At 59.7% G+C, this 13,822-nt stretch carries 16 protein-coding genes; 11 read left to right on the top strand and 5 right to left on the bottom strand.

What is annotated here, in order from left to right; translation table 11 throughout:
* Positions 1-53 precede the first annotated feature (53 nt).
* Positions 54-659 carry a hypothetical protein gene (locus tag AB4N53_RS24270; protein ID WP_460124072.1) on the top strand — a complete coding sequence of 202 codons (606 nt, stop codon included), beginning with the start codon at positions 54-56 and terminating at the stop codon, positions 657-659.
* 3 nt (positions 660-662) lie between these two features.
* On the opposite strand, the gene AB4N53_RS24265 is transcribed toward AB4N53_RS24270, so the two are convergent.
* The gene (locus AB4N53_RS24265; protein WP_460125253.1) at positions 663-1,622 is read right to left on the bottom strand and encodes a MerR family transcriptional regulator; all 960 of its coding nucleotides are present in this window, start codon (positions 1,620-1,622) and stop codon (positions 663-665) included.
* Between the two features lie 211 nt (positions 1,623-1,833).
* Here AB4N53_RS24265 and AB4N53_RS24260 point away from each other — a divergent pair, with 211 nt between their 5' ends.
* From AB4N53_RS24260 to AB4N53_RS24240, 5 genes are all read left to right on the top strand, one after another.
* The gene (locus AB4N53_RS24260; RefSeq protein WP_460124069.1) at positions 1,834-2,403 is read left to right on the top strand and encodes an antibiotic biosynthesis monooxygenase; all 570 of its coding nucleotides are present in this window, start codon (positions 1,834-1,836) and stop codon (positions 2,401-2,403) included.
* 58 nt (positions 2,404-2,461) lie between these two features.
* On the top strand, positions 2,462-3,172 hold the full coding sequence (folM, locus tag AB4N53_RS24255) for a dihydromonapterin reductase (RefSeq protein WP_460124066.1): 711 nt from the start codon (positions 2,462-2,464) through the stop codon (positions 3,170-3,172).
* A 72-nt stretch (positions 3,173-3,244) separates the two neighbouring features.
* Positions 3,245-3,616, top strand: a complete 372-nt coding sequence (folX, locus tag AB4N53_RS24250; RefSeq protein ID WP_460124062.1) for a dihydroneopterin triphosphate 2'-epimerase — start codon at positions 3,245-3,247, stop codon at positions 3,614-3,616.
* A gap of 119 nt (positions 3,617-3,735) precedes the next feature.
* The gene (locus tag AB4N53_RS24245) at positions 3,736-4,032 is read left to right on the top strand and encodes a DUF1244 domain-containing protein (RefSeq protein ID WP_056782977.1); all 297 of its coding nucleotides are present in this window, start codon (positions 3,736-3,738) and stop codon (positions 4,030-4,032) included.
* Complete coding sequence (locus AB4N53_RS24240; RefSeq protein WP_460124059.1) at positions 4,025-4,363, top strand: HopJ type III effector protein; 339 nt, start codon at positions 4,025-4,027, stop codon at positions 4,361-4,363. The genes AB4N53_RS24245 and AB4N53_RS24240 overlap by 8 nt, the downstream gene beginning before the upstream one ends.
* A gap of 188 nt (positions 4,364-4,551) precedes the next feature.
* Here AB4N53_RS24240 and trxB read toward each other — a convergent pair whose 3' ends face one another.
* Positions 4,552-5,514: a thioredoxin-disulfide reductase gene (gene trxB, locus AB4N53_RS24235; RefSeq protein WP_016771656.1), complete on the bottom strand. Its 963-nt coding sequence runs from the start codon at positions 5,512-5,514 to the stop codon at positions 4,552-4,554.
* Between the two features lie 312 nt (positions 5,515-5,826).
* Between trxB and cysZ the strand changes: the two genes are divergently transcribed.
* A complete protein-coding gene (cysZ, locus tag AB4N53_RS24230) occupies positions 5,827-6,579 on the top strand; it encodes a sulfate transporter CysZ (RefSeq protein ID WP_460124056.1) in 753 nt (250 codons plus the stop codon).
* 40 nt (positions 6,580-6,619) lie between these two features.
* On the top strand, positions 6,620-7,819 hold the full coding sequence (locus tag AB4N53_RS24225; RefSeq protein ID WP_460124053.1) for a glycosyltransferase family 4 protein: 1,200 nt from the start codon (positions 6,620-6,622) through the stop codon (positions 7,817-7,819).
* A 108-nt stretch (positions 7,820-7,927) separates the two neighbouring features.
* Here the strand turns inward: AB4N53_RS24225 and AB4N53_RS24220 are convergent, their stop codons facing one another.
* From AB4N53_RS24220 to AB4N53_RS24210, 3 genes are all read right to left on the bottom strand, one after another.
* A complete protein-coding gene (locus AB4N53_RS24220) occupies positions 7,928-9,031 on the bottom strand; it encodes an NADH:flavin oxidoreductase (RefSeq protein WP_460124050.1) in 1,104 nt (367 codons plus the stop codon).
* 195 nt (positions 9,032-9,226) lie between these two features.
* A complete protein-coding gene (locus tag AB4N53_RS24215) occupies positions 9,227-9,709 on the bottom strand; it encodes a glutathione peroxidase (RefSeq protein ID WP_252868811.1) in 483 nt (160 codons plus the stop codon).
* Between the two features lie 123 nt (positions 9,710-9,832).
* The gene (locus AB4N53_RS24210; protein ID WP_101159261.1) at positions 9,833-10,318 is read right to left on the bottom strand and encodes an FKBP-type peptidyl-prolyl cis-trans isomerase; all 486 of its coding nucleotides are present in this window, start codon (positions 10,316-10,318) and stop codon (positions 9,833-9,835) included.
* On the opposite strand from AB4N53_RS24210, the gene AB4N53_RS24205 reads away from it, so the two are divergent.
* From AB4N53_RS24205 to AB4N53_RS24195, 3 genes are read left to right on the top strand one after another with little or no spacing between them, the layout of a single operon-like run.
* Positions 10,287-10,613, top strand: coding sequence for a DUF3565 domain-containing protein (locus AB4N53_RS24205; RefSeq protein ID WP_073473919.1), 327 nt, complete (start codon positions 10,287-10,289; stop codon positions 10,611-10,613). The genes AB4N53_RS24210 and AB4N53_RS24205 overlap by 32 nt on opposite strands.
* Before the next feature lie 51 nt (positions 10,614-10,664).
* Positions 10,665-12,764: a phosphate acetyltransferase gene (gene pta / locus AB4N53_RS24200; RefSeq protein ID WP_024011632.1), complete on the top strand. Its 2,100-nt coding sequence runs from the start codon at positions 10,665-10,667 to the stop codon at positions 12,762-12,764.
* Positions 12,765-13,670, top strand: a complete 906-nt coding sequence (locus AB4N53_RS24195; protein WP_460124045.1) for an acyltransferase — start codon at positions 12,765-12,767, stop codon at positions 13,668-13,670.
* The last annotated feature ends 152 nt before the right edge of the window (positions 13,671-13,822 follow it).

Below are 13,822 nucleotides of genomic sequence, written 5' to 3'. Positions count from 1 at the left end.
GGTCATTAACTACAATCACCAATGACTTTGTAACTATTCACTTCGAGTTAGCCATGCAGCGCGACGCCCTCCTCACCCAGGACGAGCTGGATTTCATCCAGACCATGCAGCACAACCCGCAACTGAACGTGCGGGATGCGACGTCGAGTCTGCTGGTTAATGGCGGTTCGCAGATCCGTGATCTGCTGACACGTCTGGCTGCTCATGAACAAGTGACGATCCAGGCCAATTTCGAAAATCAGCAGATGACCTTTCCGCTGCATCTGGTGGAAGACGAGTTCCATGCGCTGCATCTGCGTCTCGGTGTACCGAGCATTTACGAAGACGGCCCGATGGTGCGCCCGTGGCGTCTGGTGCTTGACGAGCCAGTGGCACTGGAAAATGCCAAAGGCCAGCCCGGCACCCTGTGGGTGCACGAGGTGTCGCACAAAGGCGTATTGCTGGAAGTGCGCAACAAGACCAAGCCACCAAAACATTTCGCCCTGTGGTTCAGCCCTTCCGGTTATGAGCGGATTTCCCTGCGCGGCCATTTCGAACGGGAAACCGAGCAAGGTTTCTTCGCTTACGAACTGAGCCAGACCGATGCCGACGAAACCGAGCGCCTGCGCCAGTTCATCCTGCAGCAGCATCGCCTCACCCACCCCGCCCTGCACGCCTGAGTTTCAGGTATCCAGTTTGCCTGCCATGAATTGCTTCATGCGTTGACGCATGGTCGCGCCCTCGTTACCGAGACAGGCCACCGATGAGCCGGCCAGGCTGTCCTCAGCCAAATCTGCTGCATCCCCGGCCAGCATCAACTGACAATCCAGGCTCATTGCCAGGCGATTAAGGCGCCGGGGCAGTTCCGGCCCTGGGGCATGGTTGGAAAACAGCACAAGCGCCTCAGGTTTGACTTTTTCGCAGACCAGCGTCAGTTCGTCGAAGGGTTGGCCGGTGGTCAGCACCCGTACACCGGAATCGTTGCCGCTGAGAAACAGCGCCGCCACCAGTAATTCAAGCTCACGACACTGGCCGGCGAGTGCACTGACGATTATTCGACGCGGTTGCGCGCCACGCAGCATGACAATGCGCTGCAATACGCGCGCTCTGAGAAAACCATCGAAAAACAACCATTCGCTGGTTTGCCCGAAGGCGTCCTGACGCTGGAGCAGTTGCCGCCACAACGGCATGATGATGGCTTCGAACACGACCGGCAGCGTGTACGACGAGAAAATCTGCCCGTAGACGCGATCCAGTTGCTGATCGTCGAACGAACTCACTGCCTGCTGAATCTGCTCCTGCCATTGCTTGTAATCGGCCTGCACATGGTCATCGGGAATAAAATTGGCCAGCACCTTCAAAGGTTCTGTCTTCGCCAGGATCTTGCCGACTTTACTTACAGCCACGCCGCGATCGATCCAGTCGACAATGCTGCGAACGCGCTCGATATCGTTCATCGAGTACAGACGATGCCCGCTTTCAGTGCGGGTCGGCTCGATCAATCCGTAGCGGCGTTCCCAGGCACGCAGAGTCACCGGGTTGACACCGGTCAACCGCGCCACCTCGCGAATGGGGAACAGCTCTTCGCGCTCGATCGTGCCGAGTACTGTTGAAGCCGGGCGAGCGTCCGTGTTTACAGGCATCTGGCGGTCAACTTCCATGTCGGTTCATTGGATCCCATTTTAAACATGATGGACTGGAAACCTACAAGTGGTGATCTACGAGGAAAGTGGTCGGTTTAATCATCAAAATCAGGAATAATCCTTGCTTGTTGTAAAGCGCAGGCCTCTACCCCGGCCTGCGTCAGGCGAAGCTCTTACCCGGAACGACGCACTCGAAATACGGAGATACAAAATGTCTACTTCCCCCGTCACGCTCATGGTAGCGCGTCGCGTCGCCGATGGCCGCTATCACGATCTGATCGCCTGGCTGCGCGAAGGCGAACAATTGGCCACCGATTTTCCCGGCTACCTCGGCTCCGGCGTCCTCGCGCCACCGCCCGGTGACAACGAATTCCAGATTATCTTCCGCTTCGTCGATGAGCAGACGCTGCATGCGTGGGAGTACTCGGCGTCGCGTACCGCCTGGCTGAACCGTGGCAGCGACCTGTTCGAACATCCGAAAGAACACCGGGTCAGCGGCATTGAAGGCTGGTTCGGTGCTGCCGGCCAACGCCCGCCGCGCTGGAAACAGGCCGTGGCGATCTGGCTGGCGTTTTTTCCGGTGTCGCTGATTTTCAACTTTGTCCTCGGCCCGCTGCTCGCTGAGTTGAGCCTGTTGCCACGCATATTGATCGGCACGGCGTGCCTGACACCGCTGATGGTGTATTTCTTTATACCGTTGTCGACGCGTCTGCTGGCGAACTGGTTGAACAGCACGCCGACGCGGCCACTGGCGACCACACCGTCGGCGCACAATCGCTGATCTGCAGCGGGCGGCGAGCCTGTTATAGTTTTCGCTTCAACCGCGATGCGAGCCGCCCATGCCAGATTCCGCAGCCCCGATCCTCATCACCGGCGCCGGCCAGCGTGTCGGTTTGCACTGCGCGCAGCGCTTGATCGAGGACGGCCACCCGCTGATTTTCACTTACCGCACCGAGCGACCGGGCGTGCAGGCCCTTCGCGATCTTGGCGCGACAGCGCTGTTCGCCGACTTTTCCAGCGAGACAGGAATACTGGCCTTCATTGATTCACTGAAAGCGCACACCGACAGTTTGCGCGCCATCGTGCACAACGCCTCCGAATGGCTGGCGGAAACCCAGGGCAGCGAAGCACAAGCCTTCAATCGCATGTTCAACATTCACATGCTCGCGCCTTACCTGATCAACCTGCACTGCGCCGAGTTGCTGCAGCGCTCGGCGCCAGCCGACATCATCCATATCAGCGACGACGTCACCCGCAAAGGCAGCAGCAAGCACATCGGCTATTGCGCCAGCAAGGCCGGGCTCGACAGCCTGACCCTGTCGTTTGCCGCGCGCTTGGCCCCCGCCATCAAGGTCAACGGCATCGCTCCGGCGCTGCTGTTGTTCAACCCCGACGATGACGCGGCTTACCGCATCAAGGCGCTGGCCAAATCCGCGCTGGGCATCGAACCCGGCAGCGAAGTGATCTACCAGAGCCTGCGCTATCTGCTCGACAATCCTTATGTCACTGGCACAACCCTGACCGTCAACGGCGGCCGGCACGTCAAATAGGCCGTCCCGCTTCGGCCGCGAGTCGAGTAAGATCCACCAGAACGCCTGCAATAGACTGGACGGAGCAAATCAATGCCACAACTTCAACCGGGAATGGCGCGCATCCGGGTCAAGGATCTGCGCCTGCGCACCTTTATCGGCATCAACGAGGATGAAATCCTCAACAAGCAGGACGTCCTGATCAACCTGACCATCCTGTACGCGGCTCAAGAAGCGGTGCGCGATAACGATATCGACCACGCGCTGAATTACCGCACTATCACCAAAGCGATCATCGCTCATGTCGAGGGCAACCGCTTCGCGCTGCTCGAACGCCTGACGCAGGAATTGCTCGACCTGGTGATGACCAATGCATCGGTGCTGTATGCCGAAGTCGAAGTCGACAAGCCCCACGCGCTGCGCTTCGCCGAGTCGGTATCGATCACGCTCGCGGCAAACCGCTGAGCTTCAAGCTTCAAGCTTCAAGCTTCAAGCTTCAAGCTTCAAACGGTAAGCTAACAGCCGACTCCGATCCATCTTGCAGCTTGAAGCTTGCCGCTTGAAGCTGTCTCGCAGAGACCCCCATGACTGATCAACAACGCCTGGAACTCGAAGCGGCCGCCTTCCGCCGACTGGTTGCTCACCTCGACAGCCGCAAGGACGTGCAGAACATCGACCTGATGAACCTCGCCGGGTTCTGCCGCAACTGCCTGTCGAAGTGGTACAAGGCCGAAGCCGACCAACGCCAGATCGAGGTCAGCCTCGATGACGCCCGCGAAGTGGTGTACGGCATGCCCTACGCCGAGTGGAAAGCCCAATACCAGCAAGAAGCCAGCGCCGAGCAGCAAGCAGCGTTTGCCAAAGGAAAGCCCAATGACTGATCTGAACACCCTGCGCGCCAGCCTCAAAAGCGGCGAACACGCTTTCGCCGATACCCTGGCGTTCATCGCCTCCGGTTACGACTACGAGCCTCAAGCGTTCAACAACGGCGGCGTGGAAAATGCTGCCGGGCAGAACGAAGGTTCGTGCAAGACGCTGGGTCTGGCCCTGCTGGAAGGCTTGAGCGATGAAGAAGCGCTGCTGGCGTTCGGCGAGCATTACCGCTCGGTGCTGGCGACCCCCGAAGGCAGCGATCACGGCAATATTCGCGCGTTGATCAAGCACGGCCTGGCCGGCGTAAAGTTCGACGCACAACCCCTGACCCGCCGCTGATCCCGACAGCCCCACATAACCCCTATGGGAGCGGGCCTGCTCGCGAAGACGGACTGACATTCAACGTTGATGTCGATTGATAGACCACTTTCGCAACAGGCTCGCTCCCATACTGAATGCGTGGCGACTGCGAATCTCGGGCACAAAAAAACCGGCCAATCTGGCCGGTTTTTTTATGCCCTGCGGTCTTAGAACGTGGCGTTCTGCAGGCCGTCGAGGTAACGCTCGGTGTCGAGTGCCGCCATGCAACCGGCGCCGGCCGAGGTGATGGCCTGACGATAAACGTGGTCAGCCACGTCACCGGCAGCGAAGATGCCTTCTACGCTGGTGGCCGTCGCGTTGCCTTCACGGCCGCCTTGCACAACCAGGTAACCGTCTTTCAGGGTCAACTGGCCTTCGAACAGCGAAGTGTTCGGGGTGTGGCCGATGGCGATGAACACGCCGTCGACTTTGATTTCGTCGAAGCTGCCATCGTTGTTGCGCAGACGCGCACCGGTCACGCCCATGTTGTCGCCGAGGACTTCGTCCAGGTTGGCGTTCAACTTCAGGATGATCTTGCCTTCGGCCACACGGGCGTTGAGCTTGTCGATCAGGATCTTCTCGGCGCGGAAGGTTTCGCGACGGTGGATCAAAGTCACGGTGCTGGCGATGTTGGCCAGGTACAGCGCTTCTTCGACAGCGGTGTTGCCGCCGCCAACCACGGCGACCGGCTTGTTGCGGTAGAAGAAACCGTCGCAGGTCGCGCAGGCCGATACGCCTTTGCCCATGAACGCTTCTTCAGAAGGCAGGCCCAGGTAACGCGCACTGGCGCCGGTAGCGATGATCAGCGCATCGCAGGTGTAAACGGCGCTGTCGCCGGTCAGGGTGTACGGCTTGGCAGCGAAGTCCACGGCGTTGATGTGATCGAAGACGATCTCGGTCTCGAAACGCTCGGCGTGCTCACGCATGCGCTCCATCAGCACCGGACCGGTCAGGCCGTGGACATCGCCCGGCCAGTTGTCGACTTCGGTGGTGGTAGTCAGTTGACCGCCAGCCTGCATGCCAGTGATCAGCAGTGGCTTGAGGTTGGCGCGGGCCGCATAGACCGCAGCGCTGTAGCCGGCGGGGCCGGAACCGAGAATGATCACTCGCGAATGACGGACTTCAGACATGAATCTGCTCCTGTTGGCCGGCCATGAAAAATCTGGCGCGGACGCCGGACGGCCGGCGGAATAAAAAAGGACCGTGGACACCTTGGGGAAGGCTTGAACTCGACAGTCCTGTAAAAAGTTGGGTGCAGCGTATCGAGGGGGGCAAGATTAAGGAAATACGGTTTAACAATCCAGCTCATAGGTGGTCTCTATGCCGAGACGCTGACGACATAGACCGCTTTGTTACAGTGAATGTCGATTGCTCTGCCGCGCTTTCGCCACTGTGGCAAAGCCGGTAACGTCGGCGCGTTTTCCCTTGCTTCGGAGCACCTTATGCCCGCCCCTGTTCTGTCTGGCCCGCAATACCTGCGCGAAGGCCTGAAACTGGTCTTGAGCCCAGGCCTGCGCCTGTTCGTGTTGTTGCCGCTGGCAATCAACCTGGTGCTGTTCGTCGGATTGATCTATCTGGCCGGCCACCAGTTCAGCCTGTGGGTCGACACACTGATGCCGTCGTTGCCTGAATGGCTGAGTTTCCTCAGCTATATCCTGTGGCCACTGTTTGTAGTGCTGGTAGCGCTGATGGTGTTTTTCACCTTCACCATGCTCGCCAACATCATTGCCGCACCGTTCAACGGCTTCCTCGCGGAAAAAGTCGAAGTGGTGGTGCGCGGTACCGATGATTTCCCGGCGTTCAGTTGGGGCGAACTGATCGCGATGATCCCACGCACCCTTTCCCGGGAAATGCGCAAGCTCGGCTACTTCCTGCCGCGTGCGATAGGTCTGTTTATTCTTTCGTTTATCCCGGTAGTAAACATCGTCGCCGCGCCGCTGTGGCTGCTGTTTGGCGTATGGATGATGGCGATCCAGTACATCGACTACCCGGCGGACAACCACAAACTGGGCTGGAACGAAATGCTCGCCTGGCTGCGGCAGAAGCGCTGGCAGAGCATGAGTTTTGGCGGGATCGTCTATCTGATGTTGCTGATACCGGTGGTCAACATCCTGATGATGCCGGCGGCGGTAGCCGGGGCGACATTGTTCTGGGTGCGCGAACGTGGCGCCGAAAATCTGGTGATACAACACTGATCGCGTCACAAATCCATCATCCGGATGTCACAACGTCGACATGGCTTCAGCCGACACTGAAGTCATGACGACAGCTCTACACATCACCCTCATCAGCGAAACCTTCCCACCGGAAATCAACGGCGTGGCCAATACCCTTGGCCGCTTGTGCGAGGGTTTGCGCGCGCGAGGGCATCAAGTGGAGCTGGTGCGCCCGCGCCAGGCGGGCGATCCGCTACGCAGCGAAGATGAAGCGCTGCTGTTGTGTCGCGGATGGCCATTACCCGGCTATTCGGGGTTGCAATGGGGCCAATCGTCAATGCATAAGCTGCTGCGCCGTTGGAAACGGCAGCGCCCGGATGTGCTGTACATCGCCACGGAAGGCCCGCTCGGGTTATCGGCATTACGTGCGGCACGGCGCCTGGGGATTGCGGTGGTGAGCGGTTTTCACACCAACTTCCAGCAATACACCAGCCAGTACGGCCTCGGCCTGCTGACGCGGATGCTCACCCATTACCTGCGCTGGTTTCACAATCGTTCGGCAATGACCTTGGTGCCGAGTATCAGTCAGCGGCTGGAGCTGGAGCGGCGGCACTTCGAGCGCCTGGCGCTGTTGTCGCGGGGTGTGGACAGCCAGTTGTTTCATCCAAGCAAACGTCAGAGCCAGTTGCGTGAGCAATGGGGACTCTCTGATACGGATATCGCGGTCATCCACGTAGGAAGGCTCGCCCCGGAGAAGAATCTTGGCTTGCTCAAACGCTGCTTTGAAACCCTGCGGGAAACTTATCCACAGCGCCATCTGAAGCTGATCGTGGTAGGAGATGGTCCGCAGCGTTCGGCGCTGGAAAAAGAATTGCCGGAAGCGATCTTCTGCGGCGCGCAGCGTGGGGAAACGCTGGCAGCACACTATGCCTCCGGGGATCTTTTTGTCTTTCCCAGCCTCACCGAAACTTTCGGCAATGTGGTGCTGGAAGCCCTGGCTTCGGGACTTGGCGTGGTGGCATATGACCAGGCAGCGGCGGCGCAGCATATTCGCCATGGCTACAACGGCGTGTCGGCCATGCCCGGCGATGAGCAGGCATTTTGTGAAGCGGCGGCGTGGTTGCTGGAGGAGGAAGAACGGTTGCGCTGCGTCAGGCTGAATGCGCGGCAGCATGGCAGTCGCCAGGGCTGGGCAGCGATTATCGAGCAGTTCGAGGGGTATTTGCGTGGGGCTTGTGTGGGGGAGCTGGTGGTGCCTGGGGCGCAGACACAACCTTAGATTTTCGTCTACATAGAAACAGCTTTCGCGAGCAGGCTCGCTCTCACATGGGTACCGCATTCCAAGTGTAGGAGCGAGCCTGCTCGCGAAAAGGTCGACTGGCGCCGCTTAAACCAGCGTCATCAACGCCTCACGACTGAACGGCAAAATATCCTGCTCACGCCCTTCACGGACTTTCTGCGCCCAGTCCGGATCGACCAGCAGCGCGCGGCCCACCGCCACCAGATCGAATTCCTCTTTGTTCAGACGCTCCAGCAGGTTTTCCAGGCTGGCCGGTTGCGCGACCTTGTCGGTGTTGACCATGAACTGCAGGAACTCGCCGTCCAGGCCGACGCTGCCAACGGTGATGGTCGGTTTGCCGGTCAGCTTGCGGGTCCAGCCAGCAAGGTTCAGATCCGAGCCGTCGAACTCCGGCTCCCAGAAACGGCGCGTCGAGCAGTGGAAAATGTCCACGCCAGCGTCGGACAGCGGCTTGAGAAATTCGCCCAGCGCTTCGGGGGTTTGCACCAGACGCGCGGTGTAATCCTGCTGTTTCCATTGCGAGAAGCGGAAAATGATCGGGAAGCCTTCACCGACCGCCGCGCGCACCGCTTGAATCAATTCGATGGCGAAACGCGAACGGTTGGCCAGGCTGCCACCATATTCGTCAGTGCGCTGGTTGCTGCCTTCCCAGAAGAACTGGTCGACCAGATAACCGTGGGCGCCATGGATTTCTACGCCGTCCATGCCGATGCTTTGCGCATCTTTGGCAGCCTGCGCAAACGCAGCAATCACGTCCTGGATGTCCTGTTTGGTCATGCCGTGAACCACGACCTGACCGTCCTTGAGTTTTTCCGACGGACCGTAGCCCGGCACGCTGGCGTCCGGCTCGGTGCCGAGGCGACGTACGCTGCCGACATGCCACAGTTGCGGGACGATCTTGCCGCCTTCGGCGTGCACGGCGTCGACAACTTTTTTCCAGCCGGCGAGTGGCGCTTCACCGAAAAACTGCGGCACGTTTGGATAGCCATTGGACGCGATGTGGTCGACCGTGGTGCCTTCGGTGATGATCAGACCAACGCCAGCGGCCGCCCGACGGCGATAGTACTCAATGACTTTGGAATTCGGCACGCCGCCCGGCGAGAACGAGCGGGTCATTGGTGCCATGACCACTCGAGTCGGCAGTTCGAGGGCACCGAGGTGAAACGGTTTGAACAGGGCTTGAACAGGCATCGAGAGGCTCCACGGCGATTGCTTTATGACGGCGATAATATGGAGAGCCGGAGCCTTTGAACAGCATTATTGATTTTGGTGATTAAGGATTAAAAGAATGAAAAGCAAAAGATCGCAGCCTTCGGCAGCTCCTACACGGAATTTGTGGTCCCCCTGTAGGAGCTGCCGAAGGCTGCGATCTTTTGATGTTGCTTTTCAGCTCAGCGCTTTTTCAATCGCATGCACGATGGTCGGATCATCCGGCGCCGTACGCGGCGAGAACCGTGCCAGCACGCGGCCGTCCTTGCCGAGCAGAAACTTCTCGAAATTCCAGGTGATGTCGCCGGGAAACTCGGCGCCCTCGCCCGCCAGCAGGCGATACAACTGATGCCGTTCGTGGCCGTTGACTTCGAGCTTGCTCGCCAACGGAAACGTCACGCCATAATTGAGGCTGCAGAACTCCTGGATTTCTTTCTCCGAGCCTGGCTCCTGACCGGCAAACTGGTTGCACGGCAGGCCCAGCACAGTGAAGCCTTTGGCCTTGTATTGCTGGTAGAGGTTTTCCAGTGCCGCGTACTGGGGGGTCAAGCCGCATTTGGAGGCCACGTTGACCACCAGCACGACTTGGCCCTTGAACGGCGCCAGCGGTAGCTCCTGACCATCCAGGGCGGTCAACTTAAGGTCGTGAAAAGCACTCATGCCGAACTCCAGGATTCTCGTGTTCTACTCGAAACAGCCACTTGGCGAGGCCACCAAGGACAGCCGCGGACTAAAAAGGCGCCCACAGGCGCCTCTCCAGTACTCGAAGCTTAGCGCAGAAAATCAGTGGTGATGGCCACCTTCGCCGTGGACGTGACCATGAGCGATTTCTTCCTGGCTGGCGTCACGGATATCAACGATCTTCACTTGGAAGTTCAGGCGCTGACCGGCCAATGGGTGGTTGCCATCAACGGTGACGTCGTCGCCGTCCAGGTCACGGATGGTGACGATCTGCATCTGGCCGTCCGGCGCCGAAGCGTGGAACTGCATGCCGACTTCCAGCTCGTCTACACCTTCGAACATGCTGCGGCTCAGGGTGCTGACCAGCTCGGCGGCGTATTCGCCGTAAGCGTCTTCCGGCTCAACGGCGACCTGGAGCTCGTCGCCAACGGCTTTGCCTTCGAGGGCTTTTTCCAGGCCCGGGATGATGTTGCCTGCGCCTTGCAGGTAAACCAGCGGAGCGCCGCCGGCGGAGCTGTCGATGACCTCACCAGCGTCGTTGGTCAGGGTATAGTCGATGGAGACAGCCTTATTGGCGGCGATCAGCATGGGGCGAGACCTTTTGCATAAGAATATAGAAAGGCCAAGTTTAGCGAAGCAATCGCGTGAAAGCGACCACAACCCGGACAAACGGGTTTCGACCATCACCGGCTTTCATCAGGACGAAGATGGCCATTGGGTGGTCGAGCTTTCCTGTGGCCACACCCAGCACCTGCGCCATCAGCCGCCGTGGCAAACCCGCGCCTGGGTTCTGGATCCGGCGCAACGTATTGAAAAAACAGGTCAACCCTTTGCCTGCGGTTGGTGTGCACAAGGCTCGGTTAGCGCTAACCTTGGCGACTGAATTTCGGTAGTCGGCCAGACATAGGCTGACACCCTTGCATAGAGAATTCCCATGCAAACTTTTTTTATCGCCCCCACCGATTTTGGCGTGGGTCTGACCTCCATCAGCCTCGGGCTGGTGCGCACGCTTGAACGCGCCGGGCTGAAAGTCGGCTTCTTCAAACCGATCGCCCAGCCACATCCGGGCGACACTGGCCCTGAGCGTTCCACCGAACTGGTGGCCCGCACCCACGGCCTGAAACCACCGCAACCGCTGGGCCTGGCGCACGTCGAACGCATGCTCGGCGACGGTCAGCTCGACGAACTGCTCGAAGAAATCATCGCCCTGTATCAGCAAGCGGCCGTCGGCAAGGATGTGCTGGTGGTCGAGGGCATGGTGCCGACCCGCAGCGCCAGTTACGCCGCACGGGTCAATCTGCACTTGGCCAAGAGTCTGGATGCCGAGGTGATTCTGGTCTCGGCGCCGGAAAACGAAGTGCTCGCCGAACTCTCTGGGCGGGTTGAGCTGCAGGCACAATTGTTCGGCGGCCCGAAGGATCCGAAGGTCCTCGGGGTGATCCTCAACAAGGTCAAGACCGACGAGAGCATGGACGCCTTCGCCACGCGTCTGAAGGAGCATTCGCCGTTGCTGCGCAGCGGTGATTTCCGCCTGCTCGGCTGCATCCCGTTTCAGCCGGAACTCAACGCGCCGCGCACCCGCGACGTCGCCGACCTGATGGGCGCACAAGTGCTCAACGCGGGCGACTACGAAACCCGGCGCATGAGCAAAATCATCATTTGCGCGCGGACCATGCGCAACACCGTCGAGCTGCTCAAACCCGGCGTGCTGGTGGTGACGCCGGGTGATCGCGACGACATCATCCTCGCCGTCAGCCTTGCGGCGATCAACGGCGTGCCGCTGGCCGGCCTGCTGCTGACCAGCGATACGCTGCCCGACCCGCGCATCATGGACCTGTGCCGAGGCGCGTTGCAGGCCGGTTTGCCGGTGTTGTCGGTGAGCACCGGCTCGTACGACACCGCCAACCTGCTCAATGGCCTGAACAAGGAAATCCCCATCGATGACCGCGAGCGCGCGGAGATCATCACCGATTTCGTCGCCAGCCACCTCGACGCCAACTGGCTGCACCAGCGCTGCGGCACGCCACGGGAGATGCGCCTGTCACCGGCGGTATTCCGTTATCAATTGATCCAGCGCGCGCAAGCGGCGAACAAGCGCATCGTGCTGCCCGAAGGCAGCGAGCCGTTCACCGTGCAAGCGGCGGCGATCTGTCAGGAACGCGGGATCGCCCGCTGCGTGCTGTTGGCCAAACCGGAAGACGTCGAAGCGGTCGCCCGCGCCCAAGGCATCGTGTTGCCGCCGGGGCTGGAGATTCTCGACCCGGACCACATCCGCGAACGCTACGTCGAACCGATGGTGGCTCTGCGCAAGAGCAAAAGCCTCAACGCACCGATGGCCGAGCAGCAACTGGAAGACACGGTGGTGATAGGTACCATGATGCTGGCGCTGGATGAGGTCGACGGCTTGGTTTCGGGTGTGATCAACACCACCGCCAATACCATCCGCCCCGCCCTGCAACTGATCAAGACCGCACCGGGCTGCACGCTGGTGTCGTCGGTGTTCTTCATGCTCTTTCCGGAAGAAGTGCTGGTCTACGGCGACTGCGTGATGAACCCGCACCCGAGCGCTGCCGAACTGGCAGAGATCGCCCTGCAAAGCGCTGACTCGGCGGCCGCATTCGGCATCACCCCACGGGTGGCGATGATCAGCTACTCCAGCGGCGAATCGGCGCGCGGTGAAGAGGTCGAGAAAGTCCGCGAGGCGACTCTGCTGGCTCACGAGCAACAAAATTCGCTGTTGATCGACGGCCCGTTGCAATACGACGCCGCCGCCAACGCTGACGTCGCCCGGCAACTGGCGCCGAACAGTCAGGTCGCCGGGCGCGCCACAGTGTTCGTGTTCCCCGATCTGAACACCGGCAACACCACGCACAAAGCCGTACAACGCAGCGCCGATTGCGTCAGCCTCGGGCCGATGCTGCAAGGCCTGCGCAAACCGGTGAACGACCTGCCGCGCGGCGCGCAAGTCGATGACATCGTCTACACCATCGCGCTCACCGCGATTCAAGCCGCCAACCGACCTATGGATGTGTAAATGCTGGATTTTCTACCCGCACCCGTGCGCGGCGTGATCGCCTCGCTGCTGTTGGCGCTCAACACGATTCTGCTGTGCTCGTTCCTGTTCTGCGTGGCGCTGGTCAAGGCCCTGCCGTTTGCCGTGACCCAGCGCATTGCCGGTTGGCTGATGAGCCACACCCACGAGGCGTGGATCAGCAACAACAAAGGCTGGATGAACCTGGTTCGACGCACCCGCTGGCACGTCAGCGGCCTGCAAGGTCTCGACTATCAGCACTCGTACCTGATCACCAGCAACCACCAGAGCTGGGTGGATATCCTGGTGCTGCAATATGTGCTCAACCGCAAGATTCAACCGCTGAAGTTCTTCCTCAAGCAGGAGCTGATCTGGGTGCCGGTGATTGGCTTGGCCTGGTGGGCGCTGGGCTTTCCGTTCATGAAGCGCTACTCCAAGGCGTACCTGGAAAAACACCCGGAGAAGAAAGGCAAGGACCTGGAGACCACGCGCAAGACCTGTGCGAAGTTTCGTCATAACCCGGTAGGGATTTTCAACTTCGTCGAAGGCACACGCTTCACCGAAGGCAAGCATGCGCAACAGCAATCACCGTTCAAATACCTGCTCAAGCCCAAGGCAGGCGGAATCGCTTTTGTGCTCGACGCAATGGGCGAACAGCTGGAATCGATCGTCAACGTGACGATTCATTACCCGGCCGGGCGTCCGGGGTTCTGGGACTTGCTCTGCGGCAAGGTGCGCGATGTGGTGGTGCATTTTGAAGAGATCAAAATTCCGCCGGCCTTCATCGGCAAGAACTACGACCAGGACGGCGAGTACCGTTTGCAGTTTCAGGGCTGGATCAATCAGCTGTGGCTGGACAAGGATGCGTTGCTCGAGCAGATGCACCGCGAATATCCCCCCAAACACTGACCCCTGTGGGAGCGAGCCTGCTCGCGAAAGCGGTGGATCAGCTTGCAAAGATGTTGAATGAGATAAAGCTTTCGCGAGCAGGCTCGCTCCCACAGTTTTAATTGCAGCGTTCTCAAATAAAAAAGCCCGCCGATGATCACTCACCGGCGGGC

It is taken from the genome of Pseudomonas sp. H3_E04 (genome assembly GCF_054668915.1).
The sequence above is the reverse complement of the archived record's forward strand: the minus strand, read 5'-3'. Positions and strand labels throughout refer to the sequence as shown.

Bases quoted from the DNA above. Each gene is read 5' to 3' on its own strand.
- AB4N53_RS24270 (WP_460124072.1), top strand. From the start codon at position 54: ATGCAGCGCGACGCCCTCCTCACCCAGGACGAGCTGGATTTCATCCAG.
- AB4N53_RS24265 (WP_460125253.1), bottom strand. From the start codon at position 1,622: ATGCCTGTAAACACGGACGCTCGCCCGGCTTCAACAGTACTCGGCACG.
- AB4N53_RS24260 (WP_460124069.1), top strand. From the start codon at position 1,834: ATGTCTACTTCCCCCGTCACGCTCATGGTAGCGCGTCGCGTCGCCGAT.
- folM (WP_460124066.1), top strand. From the start codon at position 2,462: ATGCCAGATTCCGCAGCCCCGATCCTCATCACCGGCGCCGGCCAGCGT.
- folX (WP_460124062.1), top strand. From the start codon at position 3,245: ATGCCACAACTTCAACCGGGAATGGCGCGCATCCGGGTCAAGGATCTG.
- AB4N53_RS24245 (WP_056782977.1), top strand. From the start codon at position 3,736: ATGACTGATCAACAACGCCTGGAACTCGAAGCGGCCGCCTTCCGCCGA.
- AB4N53_RS24240 (WP_460124059.1), top strand. From the start codon at position 4,025: ATGACTGATCTGAACACCCTGCGCGCCAGCCTCAAAAGCGGCGAACAC.
- trxB (WP_016771656.1), bottom strand. From the start codon at position 5,514: ATGTCTGAAGTCCGTCATTCGCGAGTGATCATTCTCGGTTCCGGCCCC.
- cysZ (WP_460124056.1), top strand. From the start codon at position 5,827: ATGCCCGCCCCTGTTCTGTCTGGCCCGCAATACCTGCGCGAAGGCCTG.
- AB4N53_RS24225 (WP_460124053.1), top strand. From the start codon at position 6,620: ATGGCTTCAGCCGACACTGAAGTCATGACGACAGCTCTACACATCACC.
- AB4N53_RS24220 (WP_460124050.1), bottom strand. From the start codon at position 9,031: ATGCCTGTTCAAGCCCTGTTCAAACCGTTTCACCTCGGTGCCCTCGAA.
- AB4N53_RS24215 (WP_252868811.1), bottom strand. From the start codon at position 9,709: ATGAGTGCTTTTCACGACCTTAAGTTGACCGCCCTGGATGGTCAGGAG.
- AB4N53_RS24205 (WP_073473919.1), top strand. From the start codon at position 10,287: ATGGAGACAGCCTTATTGGCGGCGATCAGCATGGGGCGAGACCTTTTG.
- AB4N53_RS24210 (WP_101159261.1), bottom strand. From the start codon at position 10,318: ATGCTGATCGCCGCCAATAAGGCTGTCTCCATCGACTATACCCTGACC.
- pta (WP_024011632.1), top strand. From the start codon at position 10,665: ATGCAAACTTTTTTTATCGCCCCCACCGATTTTGGCGTGGGTCTGACC.
- AB4N53_RS24195 (WP_460124045.1), top strand. From the start codon at position 12,765: ATGCTGGATTTTCTACCCGCACCCGTGCGCGGCGTGATCGCCTCGCTG.